Source organism: Rhodospirillales bacterium, assembly GCA_018666775.1.
Lineage (GTDB): Bacteria > Pseudomonadota > Alphaproteobacteria > SMXQ01 > SMXQ01 > JABIXC01.
Map to the genome: position 1 here is coordinate 375,471 of JABIXC010000007.1, position 19,440 is coordinate 394,910.

Genomic DNA, 19,440 nt, shown 5'->3' on the forward strand with positions numbered 1-19,440 from the left:
ATTAGTTATGCCTAGGGATTAAAGGAGCGAACAAGAAATGCAATCTGGCCAACCTGCCATCATTAAAGACCTCGTCCTCATTGGCGGTGGCCACAGCCATGTGATTTTGCTCAAGAAATTTGCCATGAAGCCATTGCCCGGCATTCGGTTGACGGTCATTGCCCGGGATCTGCACACACCCTATTCGGGCATGTTGCCGGGCTATGTTGCGGGACATTACGAATTTGATGACGTCCATATTGACCTGCGCCCCTTGTGCCAATTGGCGGGGGCACGCCTGTATCATGACGAAGCGACCCTGCTGGACCTTAAAACCAAACAGGTGATCTGCAAAGATCGCCCGCCCGTCCCATACGATGTGCTGTCAATCAACATTGGTTCAACACCCAGCTTCAACAATGTGCCCGGTGCCGAACAATTCACCACGCCGGTTAAACCGATCAACAATTTTGTCGACCGTTGGCATCAATTGTCAGAACGCGTCATGACCACACCCGGCCCTCACCGCATTGGTGTTGTGGGTGCAGGTGCGGGTGGTGTGGAAATTCTGCTTTCCATGCAACATAGCCTTAGCCAGCGTTTGGCCGAACAAAACAAAGACCCCAATGATTTGAAATTCCATCTGATTTCCAAATCAGAGACCATCTTGCCAAGCTTCGGCGCGGGCGTGCGCCAACCCTTTGAACGCCTCATGGCGGACCGGTCCATCCATGTCCATCAGGCTGCCAAAACTGAAAAAGTAACGCCCAATGCCATCACGCTGGATAATGGCGACACGATAGAATTGGACGAAGTGCTCTGGGTTACTGCTGCCGGTGCGCCAAATTGGCTGCGCGAATCGGGGCTTGATGTCGATGATGCAGGCTTTATTCAGGTTAAAGACAGTTTGCAATCGACCTCTCATGGCGATGTTTTTGCCGCAGGTGACATTGCCGCTGTGGTCAATCACCCCCGCCCAAAGGCCGGTGTCTTTGCGGTCCGCCAAGGCCCGCCGCTGACGGAAAACCTGCGCCGGGTTTTGGTCGGAAAACCAGCACGCGATTTTTCACCCCAGCGCGCCTTTCTGGTTTTAATCAGCACCGGGGATAAATGCGCCGTTGCTTCTAAATGGGGGTTATCTGCCAAAGGCCGATGGGTCTGGAAATGGAAAGACTGGATTGATCGTCGTTTCATGAACAAATTCAACCTGTTACCAGAAATGATCGCAGAAAAAGTCCCGGCGCTCGACCCCGGCCTTGCCGATCAGCAAACCCTGAAAGACATTTCCGCCGTTGCCATGCGCTGTGGGGGTTGCGGTGCAAAAGTGGGTGCCAATGTTCTAAGCCGCGCTTTGGCCGAACTGGAACCGCTGGAAAATGATGATGTTCTGGTTGGCCTGCATGCCCCCGATGATGCCGCCGTGGTTCAAATTCCCGAAGGCATGGTCGCCGTTCATACCGTCGATTACTTTCGGGCCTTTATTGATGATGCCTATATCTTTGGCCAGGTTGCCGCCAACCATGCCTTAAGCGACATCTTTGCCATGGGGGCCACCCCCCAAACAGCGCTGGCCATTGCCACCGTTCCCTTTGGCATTGAATCAAAGGTCGAAACGACGCTCCGTGAAATGATGACCGGTGCCATGGATATCTTGAATGAAGCCGGGGCAACCTTGGTCGGGGGGCATACCAGCGAAGGCCCTGAATTGGCGTTGGGGTTTTCCGTCAACGGCCTTGCGGACCGCGAAAGCATTTTGCGCAAATCTGGCATGGTTCCGGGTGAAGTCTTGATTGTCACCAAGGCATTGGGAACCGGCACGCTGTTTGCCGCCGACATGCAGCAAAAAGCCAAGGGCCGATGGATTGATGGGGCGCTTAAATCCATGGTCCAGTCGAACCAAAAAGCAGCACACTGCCTGTTTGATCATGGTGCCAGTGCCTGCACCGACATTACAGGGTTTGGATTGCTGGGCCATATGGTTGAAATGACCAAGGCATCCAATGTTGATGTAGAGGTTGACCTTGATGCCCTGCCCATTCTCGATGGTGCTCTTGATGCGGTGCGCCTTGGTATTTTAAGCTCGCTTCAGCCCGCCAATGTGCGCCTTCGCCGGGCCATCCGTAATCTTGATGATGCGCAAAAACACGAACGCTATCCTTTGTTATTCGATCCCCAAACATCGGGTGGTTTGCTGGCCTCTATCCCTGCCAATCGCGCAGATGCCTGTATCAAAGCCCTGATCGATCTTGGCTACACCCGCTCCGTTATCATTGGTGAGGTGAAACCTGAAAGCGATGCGCTGGAACCGGTGACCCTTATTTCAAAACAGAATTAACAATCCGCTTTAAGGCGGCCCGTTCATGGCCGGGCTGGAACAGGGGTTTCAGTTTCCGGCCACACCGTTCCAGTGATTTAAGATACCGGGGATCAGATTCTGCGCGTTGCAAAAGCACCGCCAAGGCCGCTTCATCGCGAACCGGGTAAAGCCCCGGATAATCGCTACCTAAAAGACCAACATTGCCGTCAATATCACTGGCGATCACAGGCACATTGGCCGCAATGGCTTCGGAAACCACATTGGCCCCGCCTTCCTGATTGGAACTGATCACCATCAAATGGGTCTTTGCAAATTCGCGCCGCACCCGCCACCCGCCAACCTCTCCCAGCCAATGATAACGGGGGTTTATATCCATTTCTGACCGTGCTTGTTTGGCAAATTCAGGGGTGTGGGCCTTTCCCAAATGAATAACCCGAATCCTGGATGCCTCAGGCAATAATCTTGCGGCCCGTGCCGTCCGGAAGGGGTCTTTTTCATCGCGCAAATGGCCGATAACACAAATATCAAAATGGCGTTTGGCAGGCGTTCTGGCACCAGACAATGGCAAGGCCGATTGGCGAACCACATGAAGTTTGTGGCGCAGCCCTTTAGGTAATGCGTTGCCAATAAGATCATGAAGACAGATCAACGCATCAGCCAGTTTCATGGACCGAAGCGTTGGTTCGGGGTGGGTTTTCAGGAACGTATTCACATCCGTTCCCCCAAGCCCCACCACCAATGGGCCGTGGGCATAGCGTTCGCGGTAGCGCAAAATCGCATCGGCACTGCGCCAGGCATGGATGGCAATCATGACATCCGCTACTTCACCCCTGTAATCAACATCGATGCGCACCTGATGGCCCAGTTCACGCAACATCCGCGCCCAACGAACGGCCGTGGTTCTGTTGCCATTTTTGGACTGTTTTTCAGCCGGCGTGACTATGCTAATCTTCATGAACGTCCCTAACCAATGGTGGAATTTCCGTGACAACGCCTGTTAGTACCGCACATTTGATCGCGAACATGCAAGACGCCCGGAACCGGACCCTTGAACTGGTCGCTGACCTTGATGACCAACAATTGATGGGGCCTAAATTACCCACGGTTAATCCTTTGCGTTGGGAAATTGGCCATGTTGCCTTTTTCTATGAATATTTCATCCTCAACCAGCTTTACGGGCAGGCGTCCATCTTAGGCGATCGTGCAACGAAGCTCTATGATTCCATTGCCATTGCCCATGAATTGCGATGGGATTTGCCACTGCTGAGTCGGGAAGAAACGCTCAATTATTTGCAAACGGTCTTTGATCTGCTGGCAGACCGTCTGGATCAGGGCATGGCCAGCGAACAAGACAGCTTCATCTATCAATTCGCCATCTTCCACGAAGACATGCACACAGAAGCTTTTCTCTGGGCACGCCAAACCCTCGGGCTTGCCACGCCTAATCTCGCCATTGCCGCTGATGTTTCAGACGAACGCGCAGTGGGGCCGCATTCTGGTTTTGCTAAAATTCCCGGAGGCACCTTCCCGCTGGGTGCATCTAAAGACGCGCCCTTCTTGTTTGATAATGAAAAATGGGCGCATTCGGTAAAAATAGAGCCCTTTGAAATTGCCAAGGCGCCGGTGACAAATCAGGAATTTCAGGCCTTCGTCGATGATGGCGGATATGACCGGGAATCTTTTTGGGATAAAGATGGCTGGAAATGGCGCACAGATACCAAAGCCAAACACCCCGTCTATTGGGTGCCCGATGGGCATCATAAATGGCAGGTCCGGCGTTTCGATCAAACCTTTGCCCTGCCCCCCCATGAACCCGTGATTCACGTCAACTGGTTTGAGGCCAATGCCTATTGCCGTTGGGCCGGGGTACGGCTGCCCCGAGAATCCGAATGGGAAGCAGCCGCCCTTGGCGAAGCCGGGCCTGATGGCACCTTGGCCGCATCCAAACGACGCTATCCCTGGGGGGCGCTCATCCCCGATCCTGCACTTGCCAATCTCGATGGACGGGCATTGGGGCCAATCGACGTGTCGGCACTGGGGGCTGGCGACAGTGCGTTCGGGTGCCGCCAGATGCTCGGCAATGTTTGGGAATGGACGGATGATACGTTCAATGGCTTCCCGGATTTTGAAGCGGATGCCTACAAAGAATATTCGGCCATGTTATTTGGCGACACCAAGGTGCTGCGCGGGGGTGCCTGGACCACCCGGGGCCGCATGATCCACGGCACGTATCGAAATTACTTTGAGCCTCACCGCCGCGATGTCTTTTGTGGCTTTAGAACCTGCAAAATAAAATGACCGCCAGAAATCACCTGTTCGATCAAATCTCAGCTGCCATCACGGACCCCAAAAAAGGCTTTTTGGAAACCGTTGATGGAAAAACGCTTAGCTATGAAGGGCTGGTTGCCCTGACCGGCCAATACGCCAATGCGTTGTCTGATCTGGGCCTGAAACCCGGCGACCGGGTTTGCGTACAAGCGGAAAAAAGCATCGCTGTGATGGTGCTGTATCTGGCGACCGTGCGCGCGGGCGGCGTGTTCCTGCCGCTTAATCCCGGCTACAGCCGGGCTGAAATTTCCTATTTCTTGGGCGATGCCACGCCCTTGATCTTTATCTGTGACCCGAAAAATCAGGCCCCCTACGCCGATTTGGCGGACGATTCCGGGGTGGTCCATCTGGAAACCCTTGATCAAACCGGTACGGGCACCTTGTCTGCGCGCGCCAATGCCGCCCCCCCTGAATTTAGCAATGTTGCACGCGGAGCAGATGATCTGGCCGCCATTCTTTACACATCGGGCACCACGGGGCGGTCTAAGGGGGCCATGCTCAGCCATGAAAATCTGGCCTCCAATGCCCGTGCATTGGCGGATTTCTGGCGCTTTACGCCCGATGATGTTTTGTTGCACGCCCTGCCAATTTTCCACACCCACGGGCTTTTTGTTGGCACCAATGTAACCCTGTTTTCAGGCGCTTCCATGGTCTTCATGGAGGGCTTTGATGCGGGTGAGATCATCCGATTGATGCCAAAGGCAACCGTATTGATGGGCGTGCCCACATTTTACAGCAGGCTTTTGGCCCGCGATGATTTCACCGATGACCTTACCCGCACGATGCGCCTGTTTATTTCCGGCTCTGCACCTTTATCGGCTGAGTTGCACAAGGATTTTTCCGCGCGCACCTCTCATGCCATTTTGGAACGCTATGGCATGACAGAAACCAACATGAACACATCCAATCCCTATGATGGCGATCGCCGTCCCGGCACCGTGGGCCAACCGCTGCCGGGCGTGGAAGCGCGGATTGCCGATATGGAAAGCGGCCACGTATTGGGGCGCAATGAAATTGGCGTGATCGAAGTTCGGGGTCCCAACGTGTTTCAGGGCTATTGGCAAATGCCAGAAAAGACCGCCTCAGAATTTCGCGAAGATGGCTTTTTCATCACCGGCGACATGGGCGTGATTGATGATGATGGCTATGTGTCCATCGTTGGCCGCGACAAAGACCTGATCATCACCGGGGGCTTGAATGTCTATCCAGCCGAAGTGGAAGCCGCCCTTGATGCCATCGACGGGGTGGCTGAAGGTGCCATTATCGGCGCACCCCATTCAGATTTTGGCGAAGGGGTCATTGCCGTGGTGGCCCCAAAACCCGGGGCCAGCCTGACAGAATCCGGTATTATCCAGTCGCTTTCTGATTGCCTTGCAAAGTTTAAACAGCCCAAAAAGGTCTTCTTCGTTGATGCCCTTCAGCGCAACACCATGGGCAAAATCGAAAAAGCCAAACTCCGCGAAACCTATAAAGGCGCGTTTGAAGGCTAGGCAATTTCTTTCTTGATGGCTTCTTCCCACGCATCGAGATCATAGCCGCGCGGCCCAATGGCACCGTTGAAGGTGATGATGCCTTCAGGGTTCACCACAAAGAGCCGGATCGGGGCGGAACGGTATTTGTCGACGACATCGTTATCAATGCTGTCCAATAACATTGGGATTTTCAGGTCTAAGCTGGTTTGACAGACCCCCGCCACTTCGGCACGTTCATCATCGGATGTGGGGGCATTGTGAATGATCTCTTCATACAAATTCTGGGGCGTCTGCCAGCCGTTAGCTGGGTGCGCCTCCTGAATGTAGGTGAGGTAAAATGCCAGCTTGTCTTTATGGGCTTCATATATTTCGTTCAGGCGCACGGCCTGCATACGGAAGGGGGGTCAGGTGTATGACCCAAAGGCCAGTGCCACCGATCGACCTTGCAGGGATGAAAGGGTCAGGCTTTCACCGGTGCGTTTGCGACCCGGGCCCAGAATTTCGGCGGTAAAATCCGGGGCGACATCGCCCACTTCTGGCGCGCCTTTTTGATGTTCCCGGAAACCATTGATGTAGGCGTCGAATTCTTCTTCTGACCAGGGGGTGATTTCCAGCCAGATGGCGCGCTTTTCTTCCATAGAAAGAGAGCCGCCGGAAAAATTTTTGAAGTGTTCGTAACGGGGATCCATCAGGGCCCACCCTTTCTTCGTGCATTGATCTGTTAAAAATCTAAAGCCCAAGAGATGCAATTTCAAGTGCCGTTCACGGTTTTTTGATGGGGTTGGCCTTGCGCCGTGGCGCAAAACCCTGAAAGATACCAACATTATTTCAAAGGGAAAAAAATATGGCCGATAAACTATACGAAGGGGACAGCTTTCCAAGCATTGCCCTGAACCTGATCGGCGGTGGCACCATGACCATTCCCGATGACATGGATTCCAAATATCTGATCGCCCTGTTCTATCGCGGCCACTGGTGACCCTATTGCCGCCGGCAGTTGGTCGGCTTCGAGAATGAAAAAGAAGCCTTGAAAAAGCTTGATGCGAAAGTCATTGCCATCAGCGCAGATGACGAAGCAAACGCGCAAGAAGTGGCAAAGGATGTTTCCTTTCCCGTCACCCACAGCGCCACAAAACAAGATGCCTACGCCATGGGAGGCTGGGCAGGCGTTCATCGCGGCACTGATATCGTCCAGCCATCAGAATTTGTCATCGGTCCTGATGGCAAGGTGATGACGTCGAGCTATTCTGCTGGCCCCATCGGGCGCATGGATGCCGCCGATGTGGTCAAATGGCTGACGCGCCGCGATTCACTGGGATAAAATCAAAAAACAGACAAAAAAGGGGAACGGCAATCTTGGCGTTCCCCTTTTTTATGTGGCGGAAAGGCGTGGGAGTCGAACCCACCAAGGACGTCTAACGCCCCTCACTGGATTTGAAATCCAGGCGCACCACCGGATACGATGCCCTTCCAAAATATATCACCGCTTGCCCCGCCAATTTACATCAACCGCAGGCTTTCGGATATCGCGTTCATTGCCGCGACGAACGGTAAAGCCAATCCGGTCAAAATATTCTGCAACCTCGATGATGGCGTTGCGGCCAATGCCCGATTGATCGCGAAATGCCTTGATGGTCAGGCTGCCATCGGCCTTGGCGATGGCCTCGGCCATCGCGCCCAGCTTTTCCAACGTGCCACACTGCAAAAAGCACTTGGCCGACACTTGGACAACCTTGCCGATGCGCGATGCACGGATCAAAAACTGTTCCACGGCCTTAATATCTGCACCAGCTTCATCTGCCATATCCCCCAATGAAGGCGGGCGGGGATCACAGGCTTCGAAAATCGGTTCCAGTTTTTTCCAAAGCGCTTCATCTTTTGGTGCCAATTGCGCCCGGTGTTCCACCAACCGCACCATCGCATCCTTGACCAGCACTGTGCCATTTTCGGACAATTCACCGATCATTTGAACAAACGCATCTTTGGGAAGTGCCCGCCCGACCAATTTGTGTAGCCCTGCACTTGCAATCCCTTGGGCATCCTTGTTATCGGTATGAAACGCCTTAAGGGCCGCGTTTATTTTTGCTACCCAACCCTTCCAGTGTTCGCCAGAAAACCCATAATTTCCGCCCTTTTTTGGCACAATTTGGTCTATGAGTGCCGTTGCATCTTTTGGCACCAAGTTCCAGGTGCGCACAAACCTGCTGATGTCCACGCCGCCTGAATTTTCCTGCAACAAAGACAATAGCGCCTTTTCGACCGGCTCACATTCCATGCAACGCAGGATGCTTAACCGTTCCGGGCGCGCCCTGCCCCGGGCCGGGGCAAAGGGGTCAATCACTGTCCCACCGGCCATCGTGCGCCAAGCCGATTGATCGCGCAGGATAAACCGATCACCCCGCAGGGCGCCGATGTCGCGCTCTGTAACAATCTGCACCAGACCGTGATCGCCGGGCGCGATTGAGCCGCCTTCTAAAACGGCCACCCGGGCCGGGATGTCTGCGGCCCCCAAATGCAAATGAACCGGGGTCCAATGTTTGATGGGGGCATCTTCGCCCGGCAACACCCGAAGGCGCGCATCGATGCGGTTTGTCGGCGCATGAACCGGGGCCGCCAAAATCCAATCGCCGCGATTGATGTCTCCCCGTTCCAACTGTTGGCCTGTGATGTTCAGGGCACAGCGCTGGCCAAGCTGGGCCGTTTCTGATTGCTGGTTCTGGGCATGGATGCCCCGCACCCTGACGGGAATGCCAGATGGTGACACCATCAATGGATCGCCAATTTTTACGGCACCGGAAAAAACAGCCCCTGTCACCACCACGCCGGCCCCGGGCACGGTGAAACTGCGGTCCACGGCAAGGCGAAAATTCCCAAATTCAGCGCCCATTGGCCGCATTGCTGCCCGATCAAGCGCATCGCGTAAATCCGGCACGCCATCACCGGTGGGGGCAGAGACTGGATAAATTTCTGCCCCTTCAAAACCCGATCCTGCAAGCAACTGTTCTATTTCTGCCCTGACCTCTGCCACCCGAGCACCCGCTACCCGGTCGATTTTGGTGATCGCCACCACCATGGAGGCAACCCCAAGCAGGCCCAAAATGGAAAGATGTTCTTCCGTTTGGGGCATGGGGCCATCATCGGCGGCCACCACCAACAGCGCGCAATCAATGCCGGTCACCCCTGCGATCATATTGCGAACGAATTTTTCGTGGCCCGGCACATCGACAAACCCCAACACCGAACCATCCCGTGCGGGCGTGTAGGCAAAGCCCAAATCAATGGTCATCCCACGCTTTTTTTCTTCTGGCAACCGATCGGCATCAACACCGGTCAGCGCCTTCACTAACAGCGTTTTGCCATGATCAATATGCCCGGCCGTGGCAATGATCACGGATTGGCATCCCAAACAAGCTGATCTAACTGGGCCAAAAAGCCCGCCTCATCCACCAAACAGCGGAGATCCAGAATAAAACTGTCATCTTGAATGCGGCCAATAACCGCCATTGGCAGCGCACGTAACGCCGCCGAAAGCGTGTTCAGGGCGCGGCCTGTGCCCCGCTTTTTTGGATCAGGGCACACCGCAAGGGCAAAACTTTCAAGGTTTTCCACCGGCAAGGACCCGCTGCCGATCTGGCTTTGACAGGGCAGCATTTTCACACGCATGCCATCCCCCAATTGGGCTTGCAACAAGGGGGCAAGGCGGGTCGCCTGGGCCTCAATATCCTGTGCAGGGCGGGACAATAACCCGATCACCGGCACATGTTGGGCCAATCGGTCCGGGTCTTGGTAGAGGCGCAACACGGCCTCAAGGGCCGCCAAGGTCATCTTGTCACAGCGCAATGCGCGTTTCATGGGGTTGCGTTTAATTTTGGCGATCAGGTCTTTGCGCCCGGCAATGATCCCCGCCTGCGGCCCGCCCAGCAGTTTATCGCCGCTGAAGGTCACCAAATCGGCCCCATTGGCCAATGTTTCCGCAACCGTTGGTTCGTGGGGCAATCCATATTGCGCCAAATCCACCAATGACCCCGCACCAAGATCGACCACAAAGGGCACATCATGGGCATGAGCAATTTCGGCCAGTTTCTTTTCAGGCACCGATGCGGTGAACCCCTCAACCACATAATTGCTGGTGTGCACCTTCATGATCATGGCCGTTTTCGGCCCCATGGCCCCTTCAAAATCGGGGGCATGGGTGCGGTTGGTGGTCCCCACCTCTATCAATTTACAGCCCGCGCGCGCCATGATGTCTGGCATGCGGAACGCGCCGCCAATTTCAATTAATTCACCGCGCGATACCGGCACTTGCTTGCGCAGCGCCAAGGCATTCAACACCAACAAAACGGCTGCCGCATTGTTGTTCACCACGGTTGCCGCCTCACACCCTGCAAGCGTGCATACCAAATCTTCCAGATGGCTGTCGCGATCCCCGCGTTTGCCGGTTTCCAGATCAAATTCCAGATTGGACGCGCCCATGGCAATTTCTGCCACGGCATCAATGGCTATTTGTGGCAACATGGCGCGGCCAAGGTTGGTGTGCAGCACCGTGCCCGTCAGATTAAAGACCGGGCGCAGGGATGGACGCGCTTCTGCCTCCACCATCAATGCGACCCGGCGGGAAATCGTCTTATCGGAAAGATCGGGTGGTGAACCGGTATTATCACCAATAATTTCGCGCAATTGCGCCAATACCGCACGCACACCGGTTGTGACCACCGCGCGGCCATGGGCCTCTACCAACGCCACAATCGGCGCCAACCCAAGGATACGGTCAACAGACGGCAAGGATGCCTGAAGGGGGGGGTCGGACTTAGCCATATTCAAATCCAGCTTTAAAAATACAGGGCATCACGATAACGCCATCACGATACCATAGTCACCTTCCCAAAATTTGCGGGAAATCAATTGGAATACTATCGGCCAGAGAAGAACCCGCATACACTGTTCCGCAAAAGAATTTAGGGAGAGACGGAAATGGCTTTTGATCTGATTGTACGCGGCGGGACCATCGTGGATGGCTCCGGGTTGCCAGGCTTTGAAGGGGACATCGGGATCACCGATGGCATGATCACCGAAATCGGGGATCTTTCAGGACAAACAGCGGACGAGGTTATCGATGCAAGCGGGCATGTGGTATCGCCCGGCTTTATCGATGGGCATGCCCATTACGATGCCCAGATTTTCTGGGACGATATTGGCAGCAACATTTGCTGGCACGGTGTCACAACGGCGATCATGGGCAATTGCGGGTTCACGCTGGCACCGTGTGCGGAACAGAACAAACGGCTGGTCTTCAGCAATCTGGAGATGGCGGAGGAAATATCGCCCGAAGCCATGGAAGCAGGCATTGATTGGTCGTGGGAAACGTTCCCGGAATTCATGGACCATGTGGATTCCATTCCCAAGGGCATCAATTACGCAACGTATGTCGGCCATTCGGCCATTCGAACCTATGTCATGGGCGAACGCGCATATAAAGACGTGGCAAATGCCGATGATCTGGCGGCCATGGAAGATCAGGTCGAAACCGCAATGCGGGCGGGCGCCGTTGGGTTCAGCACGACAATCTCTGCCAACCATCGGACGGCCGATGGTGGGCCGGTGGCCAGCCGCTATGCAGAATGGTCCGAGATAGAAGCGCTGGTCGGTGTCATGGGACGGTTGGGGAGCGGTGTCTTTGAGCTATCCCGGGGCGGGCTCAGGGCCGATCAGGAAGCCCGGGACGCAGACATTGCCCGCCTGAAAGCACTGGCGATCGACACAAAAGTGCCCATAACGTTTGGCGGTGCCTGGTCATCACGAGCAAATCCAGATACCTGGCGACAGCAATTTGCGATGATTGATGATGTGACTGCCGCCGGTGGCAACATGTTGGTTCAGGCAACCGCCGCCTGGAATGGGTCGCTGCGATCATTTGAAACTTTCATGCCCTATGACAATGCCCCGGTCTGGAAAGAATTCCGGGCCCTCCCCCTCGACGAACAGGAAAAAGGCCTGCGTGATCCGGAAATGCGGGCGAAGCTGGTTGATGTGGCCAAAAATCATAAACGTGAAACGGACCCCGCTCTTAATAATGTCATGTTGCGAGATGTGGATTGGGACTGGATATTCCCGCTTTATAAAACCCTGCCGCCGTATCAATCGGTTGGAGACATTGCCAGAGATCGCGGCGCGGACCCCATCGAGGTGATGATTGATCTGGCGCTGGAAAAAAACCTGAAGCTATTTTTTATCGCCCCGACCAATTGTGAAGATCAAGATTACGTCCTTGCCATGCTGCGCCATCCCAGCACTGCCGTGACGTTCGGCGATTCTGGCGCCCATGTGACCACCATCGTTAATCCGGTCCAGGCCGATCTTCTGGGCAATTGGGTGCGCCAACGCCAGGCCGTCACCATGGAGGCTGCGGTGCGAAAGATCACCTTCGATATTGCGTCATTCTGGGGGCTTGAAAAACGCGGTCTTCTCCGCGAAGGCTGGCACGCAGATATCACCATTTTTGATCCCGATGTGATCGCCCCGGATATTCCGGAACTGGCTCACGATCAACCGACGGGGGCTGCCCGAATTCTTCAAAAGGCCGTGGGCATCAAGGCCACCATCGTCAACGGCGATGTTTTTATGCGTGAAAACGTCCATAGCGGGGCATATTCGGGGCATTTGCTGCGCGGGGCCATTGCCCGCAATTGACCAACACCCCCTAGTTGGGCCTATACTTTGTTTGAGGCAAATCATTCGCGCCTCAATGTAGCGTAACGGCGTAGCAAACAATCAGACCCCATATCCGAAACGGGGGGGGGGGCAATAGTCCGGACACACCGGGCAACCGTTAATTCGCAGGGAGACAATTTATGAAAATTATTCCAATCGCACTGGTGGCCGGGGTCGTTTCCCTGTTGCCTGCATTAATCGCAACTGAACAGGCCCAAGCTGCCGAGCCATTTTATAAAGGCAAGCGGGTAACCCATTTCATCACATCAGGCAGCGGTGGTTCGGTTGACCTGATGAACCGGCTGGGCGCACGCCATGTCGGACGCAACATCCCGGGCAACCCCAGGGTGGTGGCTAAAAACAAGACCGGTGCCGGTGGCATTTTCGGGGCCAATTATATGTACATCCAGGCCCCCAAGGATGGCACCCAGACCGTCGGTTCTTTGATGTCGGTGCCGATGGCGCCCATGTTCTATGGCAAAAAAGGCCGCGGCAAAAACATCAAATTCGTACCAACGGAATTCAATTGGATCGGTGCACCGGCGCGCTTCGTTGCCGTTGCCATGTCCTGGCACACCTCGCCCGTCAAAAAATGGCAAGACCTTTTGAAGACAGAACTCGTCGTCGGCTCATCGGGTATGGGCAGTTCATCGACCGTCGATGCGATTTTCTTGAAAAACCTGCTTGGCTTTAAGTTCCGCGTGATCATCGGCTATCCCAGCGGCGGCGATATCGATCTCGCCATGGTCCGGGGTGAAACTCAGGGCCGCGCCATTAACGCGTGGGCAGGTGTCACCAGTCGCCATCCCGATTGGCTTCGCGATAAAAAGGTCAATATTTTGTATCAGCAGGGTCTCAAAGCTGATCCTAACGTACCGTCAAGCGTCCCACTTTTAATGGATCAAATCAAAGATCCCAGCATGCGGGAGCTTCTCAAGTTGAAAATGGCCCAGTACGAATTGGGCTATCCGGTCTATGCGCCCCCGGGCGTGCCCAAGGACCGCATCGCCATCCTGCGTAAGGCCTATGCCGACACCTATAAGGACCCCAAATATTTGGCCGAGGCCAAAAAGGCCCGAGTGTTGGTTGCCCCCATATCAGGCGAAAAATTGACCAAGCTTATCAACAGCATCTATTCGGCATCGCCTGCATTACAGGCGGAACTGCGCAGAAATCTCAAAGCTGGCAAGTTACAGAAAGCCAAGACCATCAAGGTCTCATCAGCCATCACGCAGCGATTGAAGAAGGGCAAGGTCATCGTCTTCATGGCCAAGGGCAAAACTGCCCATGCAAAAATCGGCAAAAAGACCAAGGTCTACATTAACAAAAAACGGATCAAAAATAGGAAAGCCAAAGTCAAGGCGCTCAAAACGGGCATGAAATGCTCGATCGTTTATTATGGCGAAATGAGCCAGGCGAAATCCGTCAAATGTAAATAAAGCGTCCCAAGACGCACCTATTAGCCGCCATCGGGATTATTCTCGATGGCGGTTTTTTATTCGGCTTTCAGCAACCGAAGCGCGTTCTTGAACAAAATATTGTCCCGCACTGCCGGCTCGAGCTCCAGCGCATCAATGGCTGACAAGCATTTATCGATGGGGCCATACGGTGCATCGGATGCAAATACCACGTGCCCATCGCCAAAAAAGCTCAGCCCCAACCGCAACGGATCAACCGCACCATGCATGGCGGTATCGCCGTAAAACATTTTTAAATAATCAATCAAATCCCGCGACAAGGCTTCCTTATAGGGGGCGTAATCTTCATCACTGGATCGTTTGCCCAGGTTCTTGAACGCCGTGGCCAGCCTTGCTTCGTGATAGGGAACAATGCCACCCAAATGATGGGTGATAATCTCTAACCCGGGGTTGCGTTCCAACACGCCGGTCAGCGACAAGCGCAACATGGTCAGTGACGTTTCATACGGCCAGCCAAGCGATATCCACGCTTCAAACCGGCTGATGTCTTCGCTGGGGAAATCTCTGGTTTCAGGCGTGCGCGCCGGATGCAGCCAGATGGGGCGATCCAGCGTGGCCATGGCATCAAAGACCGGCGAAAATTCCGGATCATCCAATGGCCTGCCGCCAACATTGGTAAACAGCTGCACCCCTTTGGCACCAAGGTCTTTGCACGCCCGATTGGCCTCAATCACAGCCGCTTCGGGGTTGTGCAGGGCAAGGGCTGCGATAAAGCCCGCAAACCGGTCTGGATGGCGCGCCACCAGTTCGGCCAAGGCATCATTGGCCGCCCGTGCCAGCTCAGCGCCAGCTTCGGGGTCTGTGAAATCTTCCAACGGCGGGTTGGGCAGGGCGATGACTTGGCGGTAATCACCAAATGGGTCCATCGATTGAAACCGCGCATCCATATCAAACAACAGCTTCATGGATCGGGTGCGTTTTCCAATCGGCCCAAGATCAAGGCCAAGAGCATCTATACGCTTGAATACAGAGCTCGGAAAAACATGGGTAAAAATATCAATGATCATGGGTGTCCCCCTGGAATATACAGGAAAAAGTTTTGCCAATTTAAGGACATAACACAAGGCCCCATTCACAAATTCAGGGCCAACCCCGTTCAAATAAACTGCGCCTTGCCTTTTCGGACCTATGATTTATGACTACATGTCCCTTTTTCTAGGGTGCCCCTCACGCGGGTTTTGGTCGCCAATGATACAAAAAATCAGGGAGTCTCAAGGTTGGCAGAACCCATAAGCGCTCCTATAAGCGAACCCATCCCCTTGCAGACCCAATTTGCGGTCTATGCGTCCGGCTATCTTTCCACCAGCATGTCAAACATGGCGGGAATGATCATTCCCCTGTGGGTGGTGCTGACGATGGACCCTTCCGCATTTACCATCGGGGTCATCATGGGTTCGCGCCATTTCCTGCCCGCCATTCTGGCGATCCATGGCGGGGCGATGATGGACCATCTTGGGGCCAAACGGGTGATGCTGGTCTTTGCCATCGTGGGCATGATCGTGCCCGTCCTGTATCCGGCAATCCCATGGATCGGGATGATCATTATCCTGCAGATGTTGGCCGGGCTGGCAACGACCATGTCGTGGATGGGGGCCCAAACCCTGATCGGCCAGGTAATGGGCGGAAACCCTGTCCATTCGGGCAGGCTGAGTTCTGCCGCATTATTGGGGAACCTGACGGTGCCGCTGATTATTGGTGCCGCCTGGGATCATTTGGGCGTCTGGGGCGCATTTATGACCATGTCTTTATGGGGGGGCGGCATGGTCGTTGCGGCCATCCTGTTGCCCGCACCGTCAAAAGAATTATCCCGGGGCACTGACAAAATCAATATCCGTGATTTCATCCCGAGGCTGTCTGGCTATCTGGAAGCCTTCGCGCTGTTATCTGTGCCCGCCATTGCCGTGGTGGTGATGGTATCGGTCATGCGCAACACCACCTATGCCGTCCGCAGTTCGTTTTATGTTGTCTATCTTGACAGCATCCAGTTCAGCGGCACCGAAATCGGATTTTTAATGTCGGCTGCCGGCAGTCTTGGTGCCATATCGGCACTACTGGTCGGCCCGGTGACAAAGGTCATAAAGCCGGTCATTTTGCTGTTCATCACCGTTACGTGCGCCATCATCTTTATCTCCCTCACCCCCTTGATGGCCACGTTCTGGCAATTAATGGTTATTGCCATGCTTTGGGGCGCATCGGTGGGCATGAGCATGCCCCTGATGTTTTCGATTATGGCACGCGCAGCGGATTCAAAATCCCAAGGCAAAAGCGTTGGCATTCGCCTGACCGCAAACCGTCTGGCCGCATCCGGCCTGCCGGTCCTGATGGGGGGCATTGCTGAAATTACCGGGATCGGCAACAGCTTCTTGGTCATTGGTGTTGTCATGCTGGCCAGTCTGGGGGGCGTTGCCCTTTATGCCCAACGGGTCATTGGGCCGCCAAAGGAATAAATCACCCGTGCAAGAAACTGGGTGGGCGAAAAATAATCCAGAGCCCACACCCGATGGCAACCATGGTGCCCCCAACCCAGTAAAAGCTGTGTTCCAGCCCAACCAGAGACACAACCCCGCCCATCACGGGGGGCAAAATGGTCTGCATCAAACGATTCAGTGAAATGCGCAGGCCCACCACCGTGCCTTGAGAACCAGAGGGCACCAATTTCGATGGAATCATAATCATCAACGGTTGGCTTATGCCCACGGAAAGCCCCCGCATGACCGTGACCAAAAGCAGGGACAAAAATACCCCCAACAACGGGGTGATGGTGATGGCGATAAGGGCCGCCAACACGGTCAGGTTCAAAAGCCGTACATCCCCGACGCGCCGTGCCAGAGGCGACACCGAAGCGGTGCCCACCAGCCCGGAAAAATTGAGACAAGCAAACACCACCCCGATTAATGTTCCGGTCAATCCCATCTCTTTCATATAAGCAATGAAGAAGGACGTCTGGATCGCCCCACCGGCAATATTGAGCACAGACCCTGCAATGGCCACGCCCATCAACGGGATGGAGAGCATGGCAAAGGCCTTTGTGTAATCTTCCAGACGCGGCAGAAAATCACGCGCCCTGAAAGGATCAGGTGCTTTTTGGACAAGCGATTTTGAAGAATCCTTGCCCCGGGGCAGTATTGAAACAGCCGCCATAAACAGCACCGCCCAAACAAAGGTCACCCCAAAGCCACCCTTTGGGCCGAACAGGTCCCACATAACGCCTGCCAAAAGCGGGCAAACAAGATGGCCCAATCGATTGCAAAAGCTGACCTGCCAGGTAAGCGATGGATCATCGCGGACCACCTGGCCCACCAATGTCTGGGCACCAACCCAGTTCATGGTCGAAGAAAGCCCCAAAATCAGGTTCAAGAGGGCGGCCATCCAAATCCAGGGTAGCAGTGGAAACAGGATCGGAACGATCAAACCGATGGCGGCAAAAAACAGCATGACCTGGCGCACGCCAAGACGATCCATCAAGACGCCGCCGTGAATGGACAGCATAAATGGCAACAGGGATCGGGCACCGATCACGATGCCAAAAACAAAAGGCGTTGGTTCCAGATATAGCGCCCAAAGCGGGATAACCACATTGGTTGCCCCATCGGAAAACAGGCCAGAGCCATACATGGCCAGCCGGGTACGCAGGGGAATTATCTTTGTCGTTGTCTCAGTCATGAACTGTTTCTATGCCACGGATTCCGGGACTGGCCCCAAAGCATCGCCTAAGCGCGCATCGATCCAGTCCGCAAATGCCAGCGTTGCATCATCACTGTCTTTTGGCCCAATCACCTGAAAACAAACCGGCATGTCATTGGGACCTGTAAAGCGCGGCACGTTAACCGCCGGGGCATACATCTGGGTCCACAGCCTGGAGAAATTGGCCCCAATCGCACGGTCATGGCCAATTTGGGCCTCGCCTGCCAAGCTGGGCGTGATGAAAACATCATAATCAGAAAACAAATCATTCATTTCTGCGCGCGCACCATTCAGGGTCTTTCCCGCACGCTCATAATCCTCAACCTTGAGCCTACGCGCCTCTTCAATGCGTTTGCGATTGTGATCGTTAAAGGCATCCGGGTGATTTTTGATTTCATCGGCCAACGATATCATCGCTTCCCAGCCATTGATGACTGAAAATTCAGGGATAATATCGCTAAATTTCTGGGGCAAGGTCACATCACTGACCGTTGCGCCCGCCTGGCCCAACACATTTGCGGCCCGTTCAATGGCGGCCTGCATGCAGGGTTCTGTCGTGTCCCAATCTGGCGTCCGCACAACACCGATGCGCACCGTTCCGGATCGGTCTATTTTATCTTTGTCCTGGGGTATCGCGCCGCCAGTTTGCACTGCGCGCATCAAGATCAAATCATCAACGCTGCGGGCAAACAGGCCAATGGTATCGATTGACGGCTTACAATGGCGAAAGCCTCCCCGATCAATGCCATCAAGGCTCGCTTTGTAGCCATAAACCCCACAATTGGCCGATGGGCCAATGACGGAGCCCCCGGTCTGGGACCCAACCGCCAGCGGGACCATGAAATCTGCCACAGACGCACCAGAGCCACTGGATGAAACCCCTGCGGTCCGGTCCGGATTATGAGGATTGCGCGTTTGGCGCGGCACCGGGCAGGCAAATTCGGTGGTCACGGTCTTGCCCATGATCACCATGCCAGCGGCCCGCAAGGCGGCAACGCAATTGGAATCCCGATCCGACCGTTCGCCCGCATAAGGGCCAAAGCCATGGGCCGTTGGCATATCAAGGGTGTCGAAAATATCTTTGATGCCGACCGGCACACCATGCAACACGCTTTTGCGCGCCATCCCATCCAATGTTTTTGCCTGCGCGATGGCATAATCGGGATCGATATAATCCCACGCATGAACCACCCCTTCACGGGCATCAATGCGGTCCAGACAATCGCGCACAATCGCCTCTGACGTAATATCCCCCGACGCCAGTTGGATCGCCGCATCCCTTGCCCCCAATGCATTGAGCCCCATGGGACCCATTTTCGCCAAATCAGCCATTTTTTTCCTAACCCTTAATCGATTTCCCTATTTATGGAGAACTGCCGCCCATCTTGCAAAGGTTTCACGGTCTCCCATCCGGAGAATTGATTTATTGATACCCTGCCATGTGTTAAGCCATTATCTAAATCAAGCATGATCA

The 19,440-nt window shown here is 54.6% G+C and carries 15 protein-coding genes and 1 tRNA gene; 7 read left to right on the forward strand and 9 right to left on the reverse strand.

What is annotated here, in order from left to right:
* The first annotated feature begins 37 nt into the window (after positions 1 to 37).
* The gene (gene selD, locus HOJ08_04015) at positions 38 to 2,314 is read left to right on the forward strand and encodes a selenide, water dikinase SelD (GenBank protein MBT5672605.1); all 2,277 of its coding nucleotides are present in this window, start codon (positions 38 to 40) and stop codon (positions 2,312 to 2,314) included.
* Here the strand turns inward: selD and HOJ08_04020 are convergent.
* Positions 2,295 to 3,251, reverse strand: a complete 957-nt coding sequence (locus HOJ08_04020) for a TIGR04348 family glycosyltransferase (protein ID MBT5672606.1) — start codon at positions 3,249 to 3,251, stop codon at positions 2,295 to 2,297. The two genes, selD and HOJ08_04020, sit on opposite strands and share 20 nt — an antisense overlap.
* 68 nt (positions 3,252 to 3,319) lie before the next feature.
* Between HOJ08_04020 and egtB the strand changes: the two genes are divergently transcribed.
* Both egtB and HOJ08_04030 read left to right on the forward strand, forming a co-directional pair.
* Entirely contained in the window at positions 3,320 to 4,594 is a 1,275-nt protein-coding gene (gene egtB / locus HOJ08_04025; protein ID MBT5672607.1) for an ergothioneine biosynthesis protein EgtB, read from the forward strand.
* Positions 4,591 to 6,114, forward strand: a complete 1,524-nt coding sequence (locus tag HOJ08_04030; protein MBT5672608.1) for a malonyl-CoA synthase — start codon at positions 4,591 to 4,593, stop codon at positions 6,112 to 6,114. Before egtB ends, HOJ08_04030 begins: the two co-directional genes overlap by 4 nt.
* Here the strand turns inward: HOJ08_04030 and HOJ08_04035 are convergent.
* Both HOJ08_04035 and HOJ08_04040 read right to left on the reverse strand, forming a co-directional pair.
* Positions 6,111 to 6,488: a hypothetical protein gene (locus HOJ08_04035; protein ID MBT5672609.1), complete on the reverse strand. Its 378-nt coding sequence runs from the start codon at positions 6,486 to 6,488 to the stop codon at positions 6,111 to 6,113. The genes HOJ08_04030 and HOJ08_04035 overlap by 4 nt on opposite strands.
* A gap of 12 nt (positions 6,489 to 6,500) precedes the next feature.
* Positions 6,501 to 6,785 (reverse strand): hypothetical protein, encoded by a 285-nt coding sequence (locus tag HOJ08_04040; GenBank protein MBT5672610.1) that lies wholly within the window; start codon positions 6,783 to 6,785, stop codon positions 6,501 to 6,503.
* A 308-nt stretch (positions 6,786 to 7,093) separates the two neighbouring features.
* On the opposite strand from HOJ08_04040, the gene HOJ08_04045 reads away from it, so the two are divergent.
* Positions 7,094 to 7,417 (forward strand): redoxin domain-containing protein, encoded by a 324-nt coding sequence (locus tag HOJ08_04045; protein MBT5672611.1) that lies wholly within the window; start codon positions 7,094 to 7,096, stop codon positions 7,415 to 7,417.
* A 56-nt stretch (positions 7,418 to 7,473) separates the two neighbouring features.
* On the opposite strand, the gene HOJ08_04050 is transcribed toward HOJ08_04045, so the two are convergent.
* From HOJ08_04050 to HOJ08_04060, 3 genes are all read right to left on the reverse strand, one after another.
* Positions 7,474 to 7,568, reverse strand: a tRNA-Sec gene (locus HOJ08_04050).
* Positions 7,569 to 7,576: 8 nt separating this feature from the next.
* On the reverse strand, positions 7,577 to 9,487 hold the full coding sequence (gene selB / locus HOJ08_04055; GenBank protein MBT5672612.1) for a selenocysteine-specific translation elongation factor: 1,911 nt from the start codon (positions 9,485 to 9,487) through the stop codon (positions 7,577 to 7,579).
* A complete protein-coding gene (locus HOJ08_04060) occupies positions 9,484 to 10,911 on the reverse strand; it encodes an L-seryl-tRNA(Sec) selenium transferase (protein MBT5672613.1) in 1,428 nt (475 codons plus the stop codon). The genes selB and HOJ08_04060 overlap by 4 nt, the downstream gene beginning before the upstream one ends.
* Positions 10,912 to 11,067: 156 nt before the next feature.
* Here HOJ08_04060 and HOJ08_04065 point away from each other — a divergent pair, with 156 nt between their 5' ends.
* Both HOJ08_04065 and HOJ08_04070 read left to right on the forward strand, forming a co-directional pair.
* Positions 11,068 to 12,783, forward strand: coding sequence for an amidohydrolase family protein (locus HOJ08_04065; protein ID MBT5672614.1), 1,716 nt, complete (start codon positions 11,068 to 11,070; stop codon positions 12,781 to 12,783).
* A 161-nt stretch (positions 12,784 to 12,944) separates the two neighbouring features.
* Entirely contained in the window at positions 12,945 to 14,243 is a 1,299-nt protein-coding gene (locus HOJ08_04070) for a hypothetical protein (GenBank protein ID MBT5672615.1), read from the forward strand.
* Positions 14,244 to 14,299: 56 nt separating this feature from the next.
* Here HOJ08_04070 and HOJ08_04075 read toward each other — a convergent pair whose 3' ends face one another.
* Positions 14,300 to 15,289, reverse strand: a complete 990-nt coding sequence (locus HOJ08_04075) for an amidohydrolase family protein (GenBank protein ID MBT5672616.1) — start codon at positions 15,287 to 15,289, stop codon at positions 14,300 to 14,302.
* A 210-nt stretch (positions 15,290 to 15,499) separates the two neighbouring features.
* On the opposite strand from HOJ08_04075, the gene HOJ08_04080 reads away from it, so the two are divergent.
* On the forward strand, positions 15,500 to 16,729 hold the full coding sequence (locus HOJ08_04080) for an MFS transporter (protein ID MBT5672617.1): 1,230 nt from the start codon (positions 15,500 to 15,502) through the stop codon (positions 16,727 to 16,729).
* 1 nt (position 16,730) lies between these two features.
* Here HOJ08_04080 and HOJ08_04085 read toward each other — a convergent pair whose 3' ends face one another.
* A complete protein-coding gene (locus HOJ08_04085) occupies positions 16,731 to 17,945 on the reverse strand; it encodes an MFS transporter (protein MBT5672618.1) in 1,215 nt (404 codons plus the stop codon).
* A 9-nt stretch (positions 17,946 to 17,954) separates the two neighbouring features.
* On the reverse strand, positions 17,955 to 19,298 hold the full coding sequence (locus tag HOJ08_04090) for an amidase (protein ID MBT5672619.1): 1,344 nt from the start codon (positions 19,296 to 19,298) through the stop codon (positions 17,955 to 17,957).
* Between the last annotated feature and the right edge of the window lie 142 nt (positions 19,299 to 19,440).

Bases quoted from the DNA above. Each gene is read 5' to 3' on its own strand.
- HOJ08_04040 (MBT5672610.1), bottom strand. From the start codon at position 6,785: ATGGATCCCCGTTACGAACACTTCAAAAATTTTTCCGGCGGCTCTCTT.
- HOJ08_04060 (MBT5672613.1), bottom strand. From the start codon at position 10,911: ATGGCTAAGTCCGACCCCCCCCTTCAGGCATCCTTGCCGTCTGTTGAC.
- HOJ08_04090 (MBT5672619.1), bottom strand. From the start codon at position 19,298: ATGGCTGATTTGGCGAAAATGGGTCCCATGGGGCTCAATGCATTGGGG.
- HOJ08_04085 (MBT5672618.1), bottom strand. From the start codon at position 17,945: ATGACTGAGACAACGACAAAGATAATTCCCCTGCGTACCCGGCTGGCC.
- HOJ08_04070 (MBT5672615.1), top strand. From the start codon at position 12,945: ATGAAAATTATTCCAATCGCACTGGTGGCCGGGGTCGTTTCCCTGTTG.
- selD (MBT5672605.1), top strand. From the start codon at position 38: ATGCAATCTGGCCAACCTGCCATCATTAAAGACCTCGTCCTCATTGGC.
- HOJ08_04035 (MBT5672609.1), bottom strand. From the start codon at position 6,488: ATGCAGGCCGTGCGCCTGAACGAAATATATGAAGCCCATAAAGACAAG.
- egtB (MBT5672607.1), top strand. From the start codon at position 3,320: ATGCAAGACGCCCGGAACCGGACCCTTGAACTGGTCGCTGACCTTGAT.
- HOJ08_04030 (MBT5672608.1), top strand. From the start codon at position 4,591: ATGACCGCCAGAAATCACCTGTTCGATCAAATCTCAGCTGCCATCACG.
- HOJ08_04075 (MBT5672616.1), bottom strand. From the start codon at position 15,289: ATGATCATTGATATTTTTACCCATGTTTTTCCGAGCTCTGTATTCAAG.
- HOJ08_04065 (MBT5672614.1), top strand. From the start codon at position 11,068: ATGGCTTTTGATCTGATTGTACGCGGCGGGACCATCGTGGATGGCTCC.
- HOJ08_04020 (MBT5672606.1), bottom strand. From the start codon at position 3,251: ATGAAGATTAGCATAGTCACGCCGGCTGAAAAACAGTCCAAAAATGGC.